16 protein-coding genes and 3 pseudogenes are annotated in these 17,486 nt (G+C 49.1%); 14 read left to right on the top strand and 5 right to left on the bottom strand.

Going from position 1 to position 17,486, the window contains the following annotated elements; genetic code table 11:
- The first annotated feature begins 26 nt into the window (after nucleotides 1-26).
- The 8 genes and pseudogenes from PHW04_15130 to PHW04_15095 all read left to right on the top strand — a co-directional run bounded on the left by PHW04_15130 (nucleotide 27) and on the right by PHW04_15095 (nucleotide 7,371).
- Complete coding sequence (locus PHW04_15130) at nucleotides 27-1,178, top strand: acyl-CoA dehydrogenase (protein MDD2717220.1); 1,152 nt, start codon at nucleotides 27-29, stop codon at nucleotides 1,176-1,178.
- Between the two features lie 4 nt (nucleotides 1,179-1,182).
- The gene (locus tag PHW04_15125; GenBank protein ID MDD2717219.1) at nucleotides 1,183-2,388 is read left to right on the top strand and encodes an FAD-binding protein; all 1,206 of its coding nucleotides are present in this window, start codon (nucleotides 1,183-1,185) and stop codon (nucleotides 2,386-2,388) included.
- An 8-nt stretch (nucleotides 2,389-2,396) separates the two neighbouring features.
- Nucleotides 2,397-3,350: an ACP S-malonyltransferase gene (fabD, locus tag PHW04_15120; GenBank protein MDD2717218.1), complete on the top strand. Its 954-nt coding sequence runs from the start codon at nucleotides 2,397-2,399 to the stop codon at nucleotides 3,348-3,350.
- Complete coding sequence (gene fabG / locus PHW04_15115; GenBank protein ID MDD2717217.1) at nucleotides 3,347-4,084, top strand: 3-oxoacyl-ACP reductase FabG; 738 nt, start codon at nucleotides 3,347-3,349, stop codon at nucleotides 4,082-4,084. The genes fabD and fabG overlap by 4 nt, the downstream gene beginning before the upstream one ends.
- Before the next feature lie 81 nt (nucleotides 4,085-4,165).
- Nucleotides 4,166-4,396: an acyl carrier protein gene (gene acpP, locus PHW04_15110; GenBank protein MDD2717216.1), complete on the top strand. Its 231-nt coding sequence runs from the start codon at nucleotides 4,166-4,168 to the stop codon at nucleotides 4,394-4,396.
- Between the two features lie 199 nt (nucleotides 4,397-4,595).
- Nucleotides 4,596-5,831: a beta-ketoacyl-ACP synthase II gene (fabF, locus tag PHW04_15105; protein MDD2717215.1), complete on the top strand. Its 1,236-nt coding sequence runs from the start codon at nucleotides 4,596-4,598 to the stop codon at nucleotides 5,829-5,831.
- A gap of 16 nt (nucleotides 5,832-5,847) precedes the next feature.
- A pseudogene (locus tag PHW04_15100) lies at nucleotides 5,848-6,696 on the top strand (Na+ dependent nucleoside transporter N-terminal domain-containing protein).
- A gap of 303 nt (nucleotides 6,697-6,999) precedes the next feature.
- Nucleotides 7,000-7,371: pseudogene (locus PHW04_15095) on the top strand (nucleoside transporter C-terminal domain-containing protein).
- Nucleotides 7,372-7,483: 112 nt separating this feature from the next.
- On the opposite strand, the gene PHW04_15090 reads toward PHW04_15095, so the two are convergent.
- Entirely contained in the window at nucleotides 7,484-7,681 is a 198-nt protein-coding gene (locus tag PHW04_15090; GenBank protein ID MDD2717214.1) for a hypothetical protein, read from the bottom strand.
- A 258-nt stretch (nucleotides 7,682-7,939) separates the two neighbouring features.
- Here PHW04_15090 and PHW04_15085 point away from each other — a divergent pair, with 258 nt between their 5' ends.
- Complete coding sequence (locus PHW04_15085; GenBank protein MDD2717213.1) at nucleotides 7,940-9,196, top strand: dicarboxylate/amino acid:cation symporter; 1,257 nt, start codon at nucleotides 7,940-7,942, stop codon at nucleotides 9,194-9,196.
- A 20-nt stretch (nucleotides 9,197-9,216) separates the two neighbouring features.
- Here the strand turns inward: PHW04_15085 and PHW04_15080 are convergent, their stop codons facing one another.
- Entirely contained in the window at nucleotides 9,217-10,626 is a 1,410-nt protein-coding gene (locus tag PHW04_15080; protein MDD2717212.1) for a sodium ion-translocating decarboxylase subunit beta, read from the bottom strand.
- An 88-nt stretch (nucleotides 10,627-10,714) separates the two neighbouring features.
- The gene (locus PHW04_15075) at nucleotides 10,715-11,872 is read right to left on the bottom strand and encodes an AI-2E family transporter (protein ID MDD2717211.1); all 1,158 of its coding nucleotides are present in this window, start codon (nucleotides 11,870-11,872) and stop codon (nucleotides 10,715-10,717) included.
- A gap of 199 nt (nucleotides 11,873-12,071) precedes the next feature.
- On the opposite strand from PHW04_15075, the gene PHW04_15070 reads away from it, so the two are divergent.
- Entirely contained in the window at nucleotides 12,072-13,019 is a 948-nt protein-coding gene (locus tag PHW04_15070) for a permease (protein MDD2717210.1), read from the top strand.
- Between the two features lie 29 nt (nucleotides 13,020-13,048).
- Here PHW04_15070 and PHW04_15065 read toward each other — a convergent pair.
- Nucleotides 13,049-13,768: pseudogene (locus tag PHW04_15065) on the bottom strand (HAD-IC family P-type ATPase).
- Nucleotides 13,769-13,890: 122 nt separating this feature from the next.
- The gene (locus PHW04_15060) at nucleotides 13,891-15,345 is read right to left on the bottom strand and encodes a sigma-54 dependent transcriptional regulator (protein MDD2717209.1); all 1,455 of its coding nucleotides are present in this window, start codon (nucleotides 15,343-15,345) and stop codon (nucleotides 13,891-13,893) included.
- Nucleotides 15,346-15,561: 216 nt separating this feature from the next.
- Here PHW04_15060 and PHW04_15055 point away from each other — a divergent pair, with 216 nt between their 5' ends.
- From PHW04_15055 to PHW04_15040, 4 genes are all read left to right on the top strand, one after another.
- Entirely contained in the window at nucleotides 15,562-15,849 is a 288-nt protein-coding gene (locus PHW04_15055) for a nucleotidyltransferase family protein (protein MDD2717208.1), read from the top strand.
- A complete protein-coding gene (locus PHW04_15050) occupies nucleotides 15,846-16,718 on the top strand; it encodes a GNAT family N-acetyltransferase (protein MDD2717207.1) in 873 nt (290 codons plus the stop codon). Before PHW04_15055 ends, PHW04_15050 begins: the two co-directional genes overlap by 4 nt.
- 93 nt (nucleotides 16,719-16,811) lie before the next feature.
- Nucleotides 16,812-17,054 (top strand): AbrB/MazE/SpoVT family DNA-binding domain-containing protein, encoded by a 243-nt coding sequence (locus tag PHW04_15045; GenBank protein ID MDD2717206.1) that lies wholly within the window; start codon nucleotides 16,812-16,814, stop codon nucleotides 17,052-17,054.
- Nucleotides 17,017-17,448, top strand: coding sequence for a putative toxin-antitoxin system toxin component, PIN family (locus PHW04_15040; protein MDD2717205.1), 432 nt, complete (start codon nucleotides 17,017-17,019; stop codon nucleotides 17,446-17,448). The genes PHW04_15045 and PHW04_15040 overlap by 38 nt, the downstream gene beginning before the upstream one ends.
- Nucleotides 17,449-17,486 lie beyond the last annotated feature (38 nt).

Raw genomic sequence — 17,486 nt, 5'->3', positions numbered from 1 at the left:
TCTGATCACATGGGATTGAGGACGAATTGACGAACTTTAGCCTGACTCCGGCTCAGAAGATGATTCAAAGGATTGTCAGAGATTTTGCGCAGAAAGAAGTGGAGCCGCTGGCAAGCATCATCGATGAGGAAGAACGCTTTCCATACGAAACTGTAGAAAAGATGGCAGCGATGAATCTTCTGGCTGTGATTGTACCAAGAGAATACGGTGGAGCTTCAGCAGATGCTTTGAGTTACATCATCGCCGTGGAAGAGCTTTCCAAGGTCTGTGCTTCTACAGGAGGAATTTTAGCTGCTCTGAATTCCCTGTTCTGTTATCCTCTGACAAAATACGGCACTGAAGAACAGAAACATAAATTTCTGACACCCATCACCAAAGGAAAAAAACTCGGTGCCTTTGCCCTGACTGAGCCGGAAGCAGGTTCGGACGCCATCCGTCAGGACACGACCGCAATTCCTGACGGCGACAATTACGTCATCAACGGCACCAAGATCTTCATTTCCGGCGGAGACATCGCCGATTTCGTGATCGTATTCGCCAAAGTAGTGCCCAACCGTAAGAAACTGCGAGGCAGGATCACAGCCTTCATTGTGGAAAAGGGAATGCCTGGTTTTTCCACAGGCACCAAGGAAAAAAAGCTTGGGATCCGGGCTTCAGGCACTTCGGAACTGGTTTTTGAAGACTGCGTTGTGCCTCGCGAAAATATTCTGGGAGAAGTTGCACAGGGGTTTGAGATTGCCATGGACGTCCTGGACAACGGCCGCATTTCAATCGGCGCCCAGGCCTTAGGGATCGCAACAGGAGCTTTCGAAGCTGCCACAAAATATTCCAAGGAAAGAAAACAATTCGGTCAACCGATCTGCAAATTTCAGGCTATTCAATGGATGCTGGCGGATATGTCCACCCAGATCGAAGCAGCCCGTCTGCTGGTTTACAAAGCCGCCATTTACAAAGACGAAGGCCGGCCCCTGAGCATGGTTTCCGCCCAGGCCAAGCTCTATGCCTCAGAAGTCGCCATGCATACTACCACCAAGGCCATTCAGATCCACGGCGGATACGGATACATGAGAGACTATCCGCTGGAACGCTATTTCAGGGATGCCAAGATCACCGAGATTTATGAGGGAACATCTGAAATCCAGCGGCTGGTGATCGCCAGCAATTTACTGAAAGGATAAACGGATGAAGGTCAAAATCATCGCCGAAAAGTGCGTCGGCTGCCGCCAGTGCCTGCGTCCCTGCATGTATGGTGCGATCGAGATCATCAATAATAAAGCAGTGATCAACCAGAAATGCACCAATTGCGGGGCCTGCATCAGCACATGCAAATTCGCCGCCATCGCCTATGAAGGCGTGATCCAGAATAAACCAGCCCGCGATTTTTCCGACCATAAGGGAGTACTGGTAGTCGGCGAGCAGCTGGAAGGAAAACTGAAGCATGTAAGCCTGGAACTGCTCGGAAAAGCCCGTGAATTAGCCGCCTTGCTCGGGGAAACATCCAGTATGGTCGTGATGGGACACAAGCTTGCCAAGATCCGGGATGAAGTATTGCATTACAACCCGGACAAGCTTTATCTGATCGACAACCCCTTGCTGGAGAATTATCAGACTGATGTCTATTTAAAGGCTTTGCTGCAGCTGATCAAGGAAGTAAAACCGGCGATCGTCCTGTTCGGGGCAACTCATAATGGGCGCGATCTGGCTCCGCGAGTGGCCAGCACCCTTTACTGCGGACTTACGGCTGACTGCACTGAACTGGACATAGACCCCGAAGAAAAAATCCTGCTTCAGACCCGACCGGCTTTCGGCGGGAATATAATGGCCACGATCATTTCTCCGAATCACAGGCCGCAAATGGCTACAGTACGTCCAAAAGTGATGAAAATGCCCGAACACAGCGCAGAAATTTCCGGTAGTGTGATTGAATTCAATGTCATTCTTAAAAAAGAAGACATGCGCACCAGAATCAGGAAAGTCGTGAGAGAAGCAATCCACCATGTTAATCTCGAAGAAGCCCAGGTGATTGTTTCCTTCGGACGCGGCATCGGCGATAAAGCCAACATCAAGACCATCGAAAAGCTGGCTCAGGTTTTAAACGCGGAAATCGGCGCTTCCCGCTCAGTCGTAGACAAAGGATTCATCGGCAAGGAACATCAGGTAGGGCAGACTGGAAAAACTGTGCGGCCGAAGCTGTATATAGCCTGCGGGATATCAGGGGCGATCCAGCATCTGGCCGGTATGAGCAGTTCCGAAGTGATCATCGCCGTGAATAAAGATCCAAATGCACCGATCTTTCAAGTGGCGACATTTGGGATTCTGGGAGATCTCCACAAAATAGTTCCTGCACTGACGGATGAGTTCCGCAAATATCTCAAGGAAACTGAATAGGAGGGATGATGAAAGTTGCTCTGCTGTTTCCCGGACAGGGTTCACAATATGTAGGAATGGGAAAGGATTTTTTTGATACCTATCCCGAAGTCCGCGACGATTTTGAGAAAGCCTCTGAAGTCCTGGGTTTTGACCTTGCCAGACTCTGTTTCGAAGGTCCTGAAGACAAACTGAAGCAGACGCAGAATACACAGCCTGCTCTTCTGACAGTGGAATACGCGATGTACAGGCAGTTTTCACGCCACTTTGATAGTTTCAGCGCAGCAGCCGGGCACAGCCTGGGAGAATATTCAGCCCTGCTTGCAGCCGGCGTCTTCTCATTCCGAGATGCTGTCGCGCTCGTTCGTAAACGTGGTGAATTCATGGCTGAAACCCGCAACGGAAGCCTGGTAGCCTGCATGGGTCTTTCCAACGAAGTTGTCTGGGATCTCTGCCGTAAACTTTCTGAAAACGGGGTAATCTCTCCCGCACTCTTTAACGCTCCCGGTCAGGTAGTCGTTGCCGGCGAAGTCCCGGTACTGGAAGAATTCATAAAAAAAACCGAAAGCATCGAAGGCGCCAGGGCCACCATGCTCAAAGTCAGCGGCCCTTTCCACTGCTCCCTGCTGGATTCTGCCTCAGGAAAACTTTCCGCCCAGATGAGCCATCTGTTGATGAATCGCCCCAGCCTGACGGTTTTCGCAAATGTCAGCGGCGAACCGAGCGACGATGTCAACGAAATCAGGGAAAACCTCACCCGCCAGGTTAACAGCCCGGTATTCTGGACCAAGTGTGTTGAAAATTTGTGTTCCCGCGGATATAATACCTTTGTTGAAATCGGCCCGGGCAATGTGCTGAAAGGTCTGGTCCGCAAGATCAACCGTGAAGCTAAAGTCTTCAATGTGAGCAAAGTGGAAGATATCAGAAAAGTCTCCCAGGAACTTGAAGATAAAAACAATGAAACAGAGATGGAGAGACAATGAGACTGCAGGGCAAATCCGCGATCATCACGGGATCAGGGAGAGGCATCGGTAAGGAGATTGCGATCCGGTTCCTGGCCGAAGGGGCCAGAGTCATGCTCTCAGACGTGATGGAAGGACCGCTTTCCGAGACTGCGCTGGAACTAAAGAGCGCAGGCGGGACAGTCGAGTTTACAGTCTGCAATGTCATCAACTCCGATGACGTCGGAAGGCTTGTCGAAACTACGGTACAGAAATTCGGAGGTCTCGATATCCTTGTAAACAACGCAGGCATCACCCGGGATAACCTGCTGCTGCGGATGAAAGAAGAGGAATGGGATCAGGTACTGGACATCAACCTGAAAGGCGCATTTCTCTGCAGCAAGCTCTCTCTGAAACACATCCTGAAATCAAGCGGTTCGATCATAAACATCTCTTCCATCATCGGGATGATGGGTAACGCCGGACAATGCAACTACTCGGCATCCAAGGCAGGTTTGATTGGCCTGACTAAATCTCTGGCGCGTGAAATCGCTAAAAAGGGTGCCAGGGTCAATGCCATCGCCCCTGGTTTCATCAAGACCGCCATGACGGATGCCTTACCTGAGCAGGTTAAAAATGAAATGCTTGCCGCTATCCCGCTAGGTCGCTTCGGAAGTCCCTCGGAAATCGCTGCAGCCGCGGTTTTCCTCGCTGGAGAGGAATCGAAATACATTACCGGTCAGGTCTTGCAGATTAACGGAGGAATGTATATGTGATCCGGACCTGCAGGTTCGGAATCTTTAATAAGACAACTGTAATTTCCCGTAAATATGCGGGTGCAAACCAAGGAGGTTCAAATGGCCACGTTTGATGATGTAAAAAAGGTAGTAGCTGAACAGCTCGGCGTCGACGAATCGGAAATCACGAAAGAAGCTTCTTTCGTGGATGATCTTGGCGCAGACTCCCTGGACCTGGTCGAACTGATCATGAGCCTGGAAGAGAAATTCGGGATCGAGATTCCGGACGAGGAAGCCGAGAAAATCAAGTCAGTCAAAAACGCTGTCGATTATATCGATTCGCACAAGTAACCGCTTGTCGGACAATCGGTCCGATCGAGGCTGTCCGTTGGATCGCTTCCGGTGATTGTCTGTGCTGCCGGTGAAACTTCTCTTGCCTCTGCGGTTCAGAGAATGTTTTAATGGATGTTCTTGATTATAGTGGCATTAATACCCCAAGAGCCTCTAACCTTAAGGCAAGAGGCTCATAGCATTTCGGGAGGAACTTATGATGCGACGCGTGGTGATCACCGGAATTGGAGTAATCAGCCCCTTCGGAACAGGCAACGATGTTTTCTGGAATTCACTTTCCGCTGGAATCAGTGCGACCCGCCGCATCCAGAGCTTTGATCCGTCCAACCATGACTCTCAGGTGGCCGGTGAAGTACTGGACTTCAACCCTGAAAATTTTGTGGAAAGAAAAGAAGTCCGCCGTCTGGACAGATTCTCACAATTTGCAGTAGCAGCCGGAAAACTGGCGCTTGCCGATTCCCGGATTAAGCCCGAGAATTTAAATCCGGAACGCTCCGGAGCCATCCTGGGCACCGGTATCGGCGGTATCAGCACACTCGAAGCCCAGTGCAGAGTGCTGATGGAAAAGGGACCTTCAAAAGTCAGCGCCTTTCTCGTACCCATGATGATTTCCAACATGGCCTCAGGCAATCTGGCAATCTACCTCGGCCTCAAAGGCATCAACTATATCATCGCCTCAGCCTGTGCTTCAGGCACTCATGCCGTAGGCGAGGCTTTCCATAAAATCAGAGATAATCAGGCAGACCTGATCTTTTCAGGTGGTGTCGAAGCGGCAATCACGCCTTTGACTGTAGCCGGATTCGGATCCATGAAAGCTCTGTCCACCTGTAACGACAAACCTGAGACCGCTTCCAGGCCGTTCGAGCTCCACCGCAACGGTTTCGTGATCGCCGAAGGTGGAGCTGTGTTGATTCTGGAAGAACTGGAACTGGCAAAGAAACGTGGCGCCAGGATCTATGCCGAAATAGCAGGCTACGGCGCTACTGATGACGCTTTCCATATCACACAGCCTGCTCCGGAAGGCGAGGGCGCATGCAGGGCTATGAAATTGACGCTCTCTGATGCGCATTTATTACCGGAAAATATCGAATATATCAATGCGCACGGTACTTCCACCCATTACAACGACCTCAATGAAGCCAGAGCCATCAAGTCCCTGTTCGGCGAGCATGCCAAAAAGCTTAAAATCAGCTCCAATAAGTCCATGATCGGGCACCTGCTCGGTGCTGCCGGTGCCGTGGAAGCGGCGGCAACCGCCCTTACCCTTCTCCACGGCCTGATTCCACCTACCATCAACTACAATCAGCCTGACCCTGAATGCGACCTGGACTTTGTACCTAACAAGGCTATTGCCATACCCGTGAAAACAGCGATTTCCAATTCATTCGGATTCGGCGGGCACAATGCCTGCCTGGCATTCAAGAAATACGAATAAAATAATAGAGGGTTAAATGGAGAGCGAACGCATCGTTGCTTTTTTTGGCTGTTTCGTCCTGATATTTGTCGCCTGGCTGATGTCCGACAATAGGAAAATGATCAACTGGCGCGTGGTTTACGGAGGCACTGCCCTGCAGTTCATCTTTGCCTGGATCGTGCTGAGAACTGACACAGGCCGCGCCTTTTTCGAATTCATGAACGATGTGATCATGAAGCTCCTGGATTTCACTGCCGAAGGTTCCAAATTCGTGTTCGGCTCCCTGATCACCAATGTAAGCGGTTTCGGTTTCATCTTTGCTTTTCAGGTGCTGCCCACCATCATTTTTTTCTGCTCCTTCATGACAGTGCTCTATTATCTCGGCGTGATGCAGGTGGTGGTAAAATTTTTCGCCTGGATCATGGCCAAAACCATGCAGACAAGCGGCGCTGAAACCTTATCCGCCTCAGCCAATATTTTCATGGGCCAGACTGAAGCCCCCCTGCTCGTCAAACCTTTTATCGAAAAAATGACCATGTCTGAATTGATGTGCGTAATGACTGGAGGCATGGCCACCATTGCAGGCAGCGTGATGGCAGCCTATGTGGGCCTGCTGCGCGAGTCTTTCCCTACCATCGCAGGCCACCTGCTGGCTGCCTCCATCATGAGCGCGCCCGCAGCCATGGTGATGTCCAAACTGATGGTTCCTGAAACCGGAAAACCTGTCACACAGGGCACCATGGAAGTCAAAGTGGAGCAGCTGGATGTGAATGTGATCGACGCCGCGGCACGCGGTGCAGGCGAAGGTCTGGGCCTTGCTCTCAATGTAGCAGCCATGCTGATGGCCTTCATTTCCCTGATCGCCATGGTCAATTACCTGCTGATGTCAGCAGGCGACGGCATCAACCGCCTGATCGGCAAGGATCCTCATGTCCTGGTCCTGAGCGAAGAAATCGCGCCTGCTGAAGCTGAAAGCCTGACCGGCCAGCAGATCACCCTGGCCCTGGAAAAACCCCAGTATGGCGCTCAGAAACTGATGATCTTCCAGGGAACGATCAAAGCCATTAAGGGGACTCAAATCCAGATCAATGAAAATCTCTATGCAGATCGGCAGGAAAAAATCAGCTATTCCATCACCAAAAACGGAGCCGCAGTGAAAGCTTCTTCCTGCAGTTTTTCCGGAGCCTGGAAATTCTCAATGGAAGTGATCTTCGGCTTCCTGCTTGCGCCTCTTGCCTGGCTGATGGGCACACCCTGGAAAGACGCCATGGCTGTAGGCTATCTGATCGGCGAAAAAACAGTTCTGAACGAATTTGTGGCATATCTGCATTTCGGGGATCTGATGAAGAATGTGGCAGACCTCTCGGACAGGGCTAAATTAGTAATCACATATGCACTCTGCGGATTCTCCAATTTCAGTTCCATTGCCATCCAGATCGCAGGGATCGGCGGACTGGCTCCTTCCAGAAAACACGACCTGGCAAAGCTCGGCCTGCGAGCCATGATCGCAGGCTCGCTGGCCTGCTTCATGACAGCGGCCATCGCCTCAGTCCTGTTCTGAAATCTCAAAAACAACATCTGTCTTTTTTCAATAAGGGAGCCGTCATGGCTCCCTTATTTTCGCCCGATTCGCCCGTTTGAGTCGTATGATTATCAGCTTTGGCAAATTCCGCTTAGTTTCTGACTGACTGTGCCACGCCCTTCAGCTCGGCCTGCAGAAAATTGCAGAAAGCGCTGATGTTGCGGTAATGATCTTCATTGGATTCGTCAGTGCGGATGAGGTCTGCGAGTATGTATTGCGCACGCCTGATGCGGTTGGTTGCTTTAACAGCCAGCTCCCTGATATTTTCATCGATTCTCTGATTGTTCATCTTGCCCTCCGTAAAATTTATTGATGAAATTGTATTAGCTATTCCCGTGCCAGTTTTACAGATCGTCTGAAACCGGGTTAAATTCCGATCAGCCAATTTAAGGATTCGGATATCGATCAACATTTGATGATCAGATAATGATTGACTGGGGAAACCGGTGGTGGAAGAATCGCAATCAATCTGAAGCAGCAACAATTGGTTAACTGGTTGAAGATGCAGATTTGAACTTGTCGTGCCAGTCCGGATATCATCAAGAGCATGATAAAAAATTCATTCCTGAAAGCGTACAGTTTTTCCATTTGCCTGATCATCTCAATCGTCATCGGCTCAATTATCGGCCTGATAATGAAGGAAAAGGCTGAAGTCCTCAAACCACTTGGCGATATTTTCCTCAACCTCTTGTTCACCATTGTCGTTCCAATGGTGTTTTTTTCCATCTCCTCGACAGTGGCCAAGATGAGCGATATGAAACGCCTGGGGAAAATCATCGGCTGGATGGTCGTGGTCTTTGTCGTGACCGGGCTGATCTCTGCTGTCATCATGCTGATCGGCGTCAATCTATACCCGCCGACCCAGGGCAACAAAATTGCCATGGACCAGCCTGTAAATATCGAAAAAATATCGCTGAGTCAGCAGCTGGTCAGAACCCTTACTGTACCGGATTTCAATGAGATTTTTTCCAAGAAAAGCATTTTCCCTCTGATCGTCTTCTCCTTCATGATCGGCCTGGCTGCTTCTGCCGCAGGGCCGCTGGCTAAACCTTTCGCGGATTTTCTGATCTCAGGAAACGAGGTCATGACCAAGGCGATCGGGTATGTGATGCTCTACGCTCCAGTGGGGCTTGGAGCCTATTTCGCCTATCTGGTGGGAACCTTCGGGACACAGCTGTTCGGTTCATACATCAGGGCAATGGCTCTTTATTATCCGCTTTCCATAGGATATTTCGCCATAGTCTTCACCTTCTATGTCTGGCTTTCCGCCGGCATGAAAGGGCTCAAAGCCTTCTGGGCCAACATTCTCCCGTCGGCATTGACTGCATGGGGTACAGGCAGCGGCCTGGCCACTCTGCCGATCAATCTGGAAGCAGCCAAGAAAATGGGTCTTCCCAACGACATCCGTGAAGTCGTCGTCAATATCGGCGCGTCGGTGCACAGCGACGGTTCTTCGCTGGCCGCAGTGATGAAGATGGCTCTGCTGTTCGGCCTGTTCGGCATCCCGTTTTCAGGAGTTCAGACAGTATTCCTGGTGCTGGCAGTGGCCCTGCTCTGCGGAACCGTCATCAGCGGAATCCCTTCCGGCGGAATGCTGGGTGAAATTCTGATCATCACGATATTCGGCTTTCCGCCTGAATCCATGCCAATCATCACCATGCTCGGCCAGCTCGTCGATCCTCCGGCGACCATGATCAATGTGGTGGGCGACAATGTCTGCGGCATGCTGGTTGCCAGAGTGGTCAACGGCCCGGACTGGATGGAAAAGGAATTCGAGGCTAGGAAGATCTCTGCAGAAGTTTGAATAACCAATCAAAACCGAAGTTATCGCAGCATTTCCAGCAGCACACCTGCTGTGACCGCCGCTCCGATCACACCTGACACGCTTGCTCCCAGGGCGTGCATCAGGAGGAAATTCTGCGGGTTCTCCTCCTGCCCTACTTTCTGAACCACCCGGGCCGAGATGGGGACGGCCGACACTCCTGCCGCTCCGATCAGGGGATTGATTCTATCCGCGCCGAACAGATTCATCAATTTGCAAAGCAGTATTCCACCTGCTGTGGCGAAGCTGAAAGCCACAGTGCCCAGTGCGAGAATTTTGAGCGTGGCAATGTTCAGGAAGGTCTCGGCACGCATAGTGGTACCGACTGCCGTACCCAGAAAAATCGTCACAATGTTGATCAGCTGATTCCTGGCAGTGTCAGCCAGTTTTTCCGCGCATCCGGCTTCCCGCATCAGATTTCCCAGCATCAGCATTGAAATCAGGGCGGATACTGCAGGAACAATATACAAGCAGACCAGTGTGACCACTATTGGGAATAAAATGCGCTCCTGCCGTGACACTTCCCTGAGCGGCTTCATCATTATCATCCGCTCGCGGCTCGTTGTCAGAAGCCGCATGATGGGAGGCTGGATCAGCGGAATCAATGCCATGTAGGAATAAGCGGCTACAAGGATCGGTGCGAGAAGATGAGGAGCCAGCTTGGCTACGGTGAAAATCGTGACAGGTCCGTCCGCTCCGCCGATGATGCCTATGGACGCCGCCTCGCGAGGCGTGAAGCCTAGAAGCATGGCGCAGAGCATGGTAATGAATATACCGGATTGTGTCGCTGCACCCAGCAGAAATATTCTGGTATTGGCGATCAGAGGCCCAAAATCGGTCATTGCTCCGATTCCAAGGAAAATCAGGGGCGGGAAGATTACAAGTTTGACTCCGTGATAAAGGTAATAAAATAATCCGAATGATTTTCCCGGACCTGGATGGATTTCAGCAGGATAAACTTCCTCGATCAGAAGGCGATTCAGTAAGAATTGTTTTTCCGCAGTAAGATTCGTATGAGCCAGTTTCAGCGTTTCCGGGTTAAGCTGATAGTCTTTAAAAATATCCTCATCAAAAAGAGTAGGGCCGTTCAGAAGATTATTAAGCTCAGACAGCAGGTTGAGTTCGAGTTGCACATCAGGCGTCCCGCCGCCAGTGAAAACAGCTATCTTGTTTTGCAAATCTTCCGAAAAATATCGCTTTAAGTATCTCGAAAATTGTTCGTTCTGATCATTCAGCCTGCTGATAAGCGCAGTGGAATTTATAAGGTCGGATCTGTAAAAATAACCGTCATAGGTAAGGCAGTTGTTTGGAATATTGGCGGTCAGGGCGCCAAAACCAATCGGCAGCAGAAGAAGCGGCTCGAAATGCCTGGCTACTGCCAGATAAATCAGCAGTAATCCTACTCCAAGCATTAAAAGCTGATCCGGAGTTGAATTGCAGAATCCGGTTTGACGGAAAAACACACCCGGATATCTAAGAATGTCCATTATTCCTGTTTCACTAAAGGTTGTCCTGAGAGGATTTTTTCAATTCTTCCAGATAAAACTCTATTAATTTCTGAAAAATGGCTACGATCAAAGGGCCGTAAAAGATTCCCATTACTCCGAAAATTTTGATTCCCGAGAGAATCGCAACCAGAATCAACCCTGTGTTGAGTTTGAGGTGATCACTGATGAAATATGGTTTGATGACATTGTCGATTCCTGAGACCACTATAAGGCAATAGAGAAGAAACAGGATTCCGGCAAGATAATATTCCATGTAAATCAGATAACAAAGCCCGGGTCCCCAGACAATGAATGTCCCGAAAAATGGAATGAATGATAAAAATCCTCCGATCACACCGAAAAAGACAGGTCTGGGCAGGGAAAAAAAATAAAATCCAAGACCCAGCAGCAGCCCCTGGACAAGTGCTGTAACTGTATTGCCTACAACAATTCCTTTGGCAAGACCTCTGAAAATCGAAAAAATCTCCACTTCATCCCTGGTTCTCAGAGGGGATATTTTTATCAATACCGCACCAAGCCGACCGGCGTCATTGAGCAAGAAAAAAATTCCGATCAGAAGCACGAGCAGGTTGACTAAGAAAAGCAGGGCATTGCCAAAAATATTTTTAGCTGTCCCGACTGCATAGGACGAGATGTTTTTCAATGCAGGCAGCAAGTATTCGCGGATTGACTTTTCCAGATTAATGCTCATCCCAGGAATGTAGTTTCCAAGCAGTTTATTCAATTTAACCTGTTTGGAGTTGATTTCCGACACGGTCGGAAGATCAGAAATCTTTTCTGAAATTTCACCCTGAATCTGAGTATAAAGTTCACCGGCCTCGTTTATAAATACTGAGATCACGCTCACGAGCGGAATCAACACCAGAAAAATAGTCAATAACAGGATCAGCAGAGTTGCAATATGTTTACGGTTACTGCGGAAAAACCCAAAAACGGCACAAATCACTTTGTTATTACTGTTCAGCTTTCGATCCAGAACTTTGCAGATGCTTTTATGCAGGGGATAAAACAGAATTGACAGGAGCAATGCGAAAAAAAGCGGTGCGGAAAATTGGGAAAACAGGTAAAATGTCAGCCCCAGAAACAGCACCAAGCAGGTGAGCAGAAAATAATAAGCGCGGGTGTCAATTTTTTTGCTGTCTTGATTCATGATTAATTATCTGGCTCCCTCTGAACACCTTGAATTTATTCTAAACAGATCAGAGCTGAATCGCAATCCGATAGGCGGAACCTAAACCAACCTTTCTAACCAATTCGGGGAAGTCATTTTCCTTGACAAGTATTTTGCTGTTTGGCAAAATAGCATAAATGCTTTCTGATGTCTGGAAAAATCTGAAAGGATGGTAATTGTGTTGAAAACAATGGTGGATTGGCTTGTTTATAAAAAACTAGGCTTCAATCTGAATTCCGTTTCCGGGGAAGCATTTAATTTTTTTGTTTATGACACGATTAAGATTTTTCTGCTTCTGACAGTGATCATTTTTGCGGTTTCCTTTATCAGGACTTTTTTTCCGCCCGAGCGTTCCAGAAAGATTCTTGGCAGCGGAAACAGGATTAAAGGCAGTGTTTTGGCAGGATTGCTGGGAATCGTTACTCCCTTCTGTTCCTGCAGCGCAGTACCGCTGTTTCTCGGATTCATAGAGGCTGGAGTGCCGATGGGAACCACTTTCACCTTCCTGGTGGCTTCGCCGATGATTAACGAAGTTGCCTTAGTCATGCTCTGGGGACTGTTCGGCTGGAAAATTGCCTGTCTCTATATCGGAAGCGGACTGCTGATAGCAATCGGCTCAGGCCTGGTGATAGGAAGCCTTCATTTGGAGCATCTGGTGGAAAAATTCGATATCAAGGGTGCTTCCCACTTTGAATTAGAGAAGCAGAGCTTCAAGCAGAAGATCCATTATGCCAGGGATTATACGGGAGAGATACTAAAAACAGTCGGACCATATGTAATTCTCGGCATTGGCCTGGGGGCATTGATGCACGGGTATATTCCAGCCGGATTTTTAGCGAGATACGCCGGACGGGATAATCTGTTCGCAGTGCCGCTCGTCACTCTGATCGGCATTCCTCTTTATTCCAATGCCGCAGGAATGATTCCGCTCGTCAGCGTCTTGACTGAAAAAGGTGTCGGCATGGGCACTGCGCTGGCTTTCATGATGGCCGTAACCGGCCTTTCGCTTCCAGAATTCCTGATTTTGAAGAGAGTGATGAAACTTAAACTGCTGCTGATATTCGCGTCAGTAGTAGGGACCGGGATCATCATAACAGGATACCTGTTTAACTTTGTCATTCCCTGAAAGTAAAAAAAATAAAAGTATTTTCCAGATCATTTCCGCAACAGCCTCAAGCCGTTACCGATCACCAGCAGGCTGGTGCCCATGTCGGCGAATACAGCCATCCACATTGTAGGCTGACCTGTGAATGTAATCACCAGGAACAGCGTTTTAATACCAAGTGCCAGTCCGATGTTCTGCATCAGAATACTGGATGTAGCCTGGGACAGTCGTACAAAAGCGGGTATTTTGCGGAGATCGTCATCCATCAGCGCCACATCAGCGGTTTCAATCGCTATGTCGCTGCCTGCCGCACCCATTGCGAAGCCGATATTGGCTGATGCCAGCGCAGGCGCATCATTGATACCGTCACCGGCCATTCCTGTAACACAACCGGAAGAAAGTTTTTCCACTTCCTTCAGCTTGTCTTCAGGCAATAGGTTGCCAAGGGCAATGTCGATCCCGACCTGTCCGGCAATCGCCTCTGCTGTATGCCGATTGTCGCCGGTCAGCATTATGGTTTTTATTCCCAGTTGATGCAGCTCCAAGACGGCCTGCCGGCTGCTCTCTTTAACCTTGTCCGCAACAGCGAAAATGGCTTGCACACCATCTTCACCAATCAGCATCACTACAGTTTTACCCTGAATTTCAAGTTCCGAAAGGCATGCTTCCAGTTCCGGAGAGCAAACCCCGATTTTCTCGGCCAGTTGATGGTTACCCAGATGATAAAAAATGCCGCCGATAAGTCCGCATGTCCCTAGTCCAGGTAAAGCTACAGAGTCGTGCGGAATACTACAAGGATTGTCGAACTGCACTTGCCACCCAAAACACTAGTGATCCTGGATCACAGATTAGGTCTTTTTTTCGCTAATGAGAGTCCTGATGCTGAAATGCTTTATATACCTAATATTTTCTTCAGCGTATTCACCGCGATCCCCAGCGCTTTTGCTGACTGTGTCTTGTTGCAGCCGAATTTCGAGTAAACCTTTTCCACATACTCGTGTTCATAATCAGCTAAAGGCCAGACCGTGAAATCGTCTTCTTGAGACCCAATTGGAAGTAATATTTTCTCGAAATCCCATTCCCCGCTGATCAGGGCCGTAAGAAGAGCATTGGTCAGCTCCCGCACATTGCCAGGCCAGCGGTGCTTCTTCAGCTGCTCAAGTTGTCGCGGGGTGAGTTTGACAGAATCAATTTTGCGTTCCAGACAAAGTTTTTTCAACAAATGATCAGCTATCACGCCCAGATCATCAGGATGTTCGCGCAGAGCCGGGGTATGAATCTCGGCCTGGGCCAGCCTGTAGTATAGATCCGCCCTGAAGCCGTTTCTGCTGATCAGGGTCTGCAGGTCCCTGTTGGTGGCAGCGATGATGCGCACATCCACCCTGATGTCCGAGGTCCCTCCCACGCGCCGGAAAGCCTTGTTGTCAAGGAAGCGCAGGAGCTTGGATTGTAATAACAACGGCATCTCGCCGATCTCGTCCAGGAACAGGGTGCCTTTGTCCGCAACTTCCAGAAGACCCTTCCGTTCGTGTTCAGCTCCGGTGAATGCGCCTTTCACGTAGCCGAACAGTTCGCTGTCTAAGAGCTGCTCCGTAAAATTCGCGCAGTTGATGGCCACGAATTCCTGGTTCGCCCGTCTGCTCGCATCATGCAGGGCTCTGGCGGCTGTTTCCTTGCCCGTGCCGGTTTCGCCCAGGATCAGCACGCTGCAGATGCTGTCTCCTCCCACCAGTCTGATCCGATTTCTCAGTTCCTTCATCAGGCTGGAATTTCCCATCAATAGGCCATACGGGTCTGAAGTTTTCATCCGCAGTTCATCTTCAGCACTCAATGATTTCAATCCGGCCAGTTTCTGCACGATCTCTGGATACATCTCATAATCGCGGAAATTCTTGGCGCGGGAAAGTCCGTAACGCACCAGATTTTCCCAGTCCTCAGCCGAATGCCTGTGATCAAGATGCCGCAAAGGGCTCTTATCGTTTTTCAAACCCAGCCAGCCTGCAATCAGCAGGGAAAGTTCGGTTTTCCCGGTGAGAAATTCGATCTTGTCCTTGAACTGTTTTTTGAAATACGCTAAATCAAGGGCTGTGCAGAACCAGGTCACTTTATTACCTGATTTCAAAATTGATCTCAGCGCTTTTTCCATCTCTTCCTCGCGGTCGCGGTAGCCCAGGCCGATGATGAAAAAATCCTGGTTTTTCCGGTCTGAGAACTCGTCAAGCCTCTCCGGAAACTTCTCGGCGCTGGTGACGACCAGCTCAGTCTCGGGATTCTGACGCAGAAACAAAGCCGAGGCAACAGCAGCCTCCAGCCCCACAAAAGTAAAGGCTATTTTATGGTGTTTCATGATTCCTCCGGTGGACGGGAAGTGAATAGTGAATGGTGATTAGTGATTGGAAATTGAAACTCTATTCACCATTTACTGATCACTATTCACTATCATAAGTAATTACAATCTGATCGTCAAGAATTGATTGATTTCTGCTGAAGAAGTAACTGTGGGATCAACTCAATTCACGACCCGTTTTTTGCATAATATGCCGGAGTTAAGTAAAATAATAAGATGGGAATAGCCGAAATCCATAAAAAAAGAAAAGAAATCCTGGAAATCGCCCGCAAACACGGGGTGGGAAAGATCAAGCTTTTCGGGTCCTTTGCCCGCGGAGAGGCGACCGAAAAAAGTGACATTGATTTTCTGATCGAAATCCAGGGTCCGACCACTCCATGGTTCCCGGGCGGCCTGGTCTATGATCTGCAGGAACTGCTGGGACATCCGGTGGATGTAGTGGAAGCAGCAGCGATCAAATTATCGTTGCGGGATCATGTTTTCAGCGAAGCCATAGACATATGAAAGACGATCTGCTGTTTCTCAGCCACATGCTCGATTGCAGCACTGCGCTGAAAAGTTACGCATCAGACGGCAGAGATAATTTCATGAATGACCGCAAAACCTGGAAAGCTGCACTGCGGGAACTGCACGAACTGTCGGAATCATGTCAAAAATTGTCGCAGGATTTCAAAGAGCAATATCCGGAAATACCCTGGAAAGCGATTTCCGGGTTCAGGAATGTAATAGTTCATGATTATCTCGGCATAAATTTACAAAGGATCTGGGAAATCATCGAGCGAGATCTTACTCCGCTTCAGGAAAGCATCAAAAAAGTCTTAACGGCGAAATATTCTCTCAGACCCGCTGTTGAGGCTGATTCCTTGGAAATCGCCAGGATTCATGTCACCATTTTCCACTCCACCTATAAAGGAATTCTCCCTCAGGAATTTCTGGATAAGCTCAACGCCGATGCCTTCGAAAAAATATTCAGGAAGGGCCTTGAGTCAGGCAAAACAGACGAGCGGAAATTTTTCCACGTCTGCATCATGAACGATAAAATAGTCGGCTACATTTCATGCGGCGCGCCTTTTTCGATCAGATCCGATCTGGATGTCGAAGTGTACGGACTTTATATCCTGAAGGATTATCAAGGGCTTGGCATCGGCAAGGCCCTGAGCAGGAAAATGCTCAAATGGATGAAAGAAAAAGGGTACAAGTCCTTCATGTTATGGGCGCTTAAGGATAATCTTCCGGCAGTGAAGTTCTATGAATCCTTAAAAGGCGAAGTGATCTGCTGTGATGAAGAGGATTTTGGCGGAATGATTCTGACCCGGATCTTTTTTGGCTGGAAGGACATCACAGTGATTTCCAAGTTATTGAAAGATTTATAAAACCTGATCAAAAGTCTCGTACACAAGGCTTGCCTATCTCTTACTTGTCAGCTATACTAATAGTAAGATTTATAGAAAGTAATGAGGTAAGGAATGCTTACAAAAAAAACAGTGAAGAACCAGCTTACGCTGCCGGCTGCGATCGTCAAGTTTTTCCCCGGCATCGACTATTTCGACGCCGAGATCGACGGGTCGCGGATCATTCTCACTCCGCTCAAGGTTGTTCCCGCCGACCTGGCTCTGGATAAGATCAGGGGTAAAATCGAGAAACTCTCGCTCAAGGGAAAGGATGTGCAGGATGCGGTGCGCTGGGCGCGGAAAAAGAAAGCCTCTTAAAGTAGTCATAGACACTAATGCCTTGATTTCAGCGCTCCTGTTCGGAGGAAAGCCTGGCGAACTGATCAGTCTCTGGAAAACAGGGGAAATCATTCCGTTCTTTTCCCCGGATACTTTCGCGGAATTCACGGCTGTTCTCAGCTATCCTAAATTCAAACTGACAAAGGACGAAACCCGTTTGATCATCGAAGAAGAAACTCTTCCCTATTTCGAAGTTCTGGAACCGCCCAATTCCAGGTTGAACCTCTGCCGAGACCCTGATGATGACAAATTCCTCGCACTCGCAGTTTCCGCTGAAGCCGACTTCATCATCACTGGTGACGATGACCTGCGTTCCATCGGGAAACACGGTAAGATTAAAATCTTGACAGTAGCTGAATTTCTTGGGTTGTGAGTTTCGGAATATGAAAAAGGGCCCGCTCCTGCGAACGG

This window comes from Candidatus Wallbacteria bacterium, assembly GCA_028687545.1.
In the GTDB taxonomy this organism is placed as follows: Bacteria; Muiribacteriota; JAQTZZ01; order JAQTZZ01; family JAQTZZ01; genus JAQTZZ01.
Note: the sequence above shows the minus strand (reverse complement) of the source record. Positions and strands in the feature narration are given on the sequence as shown.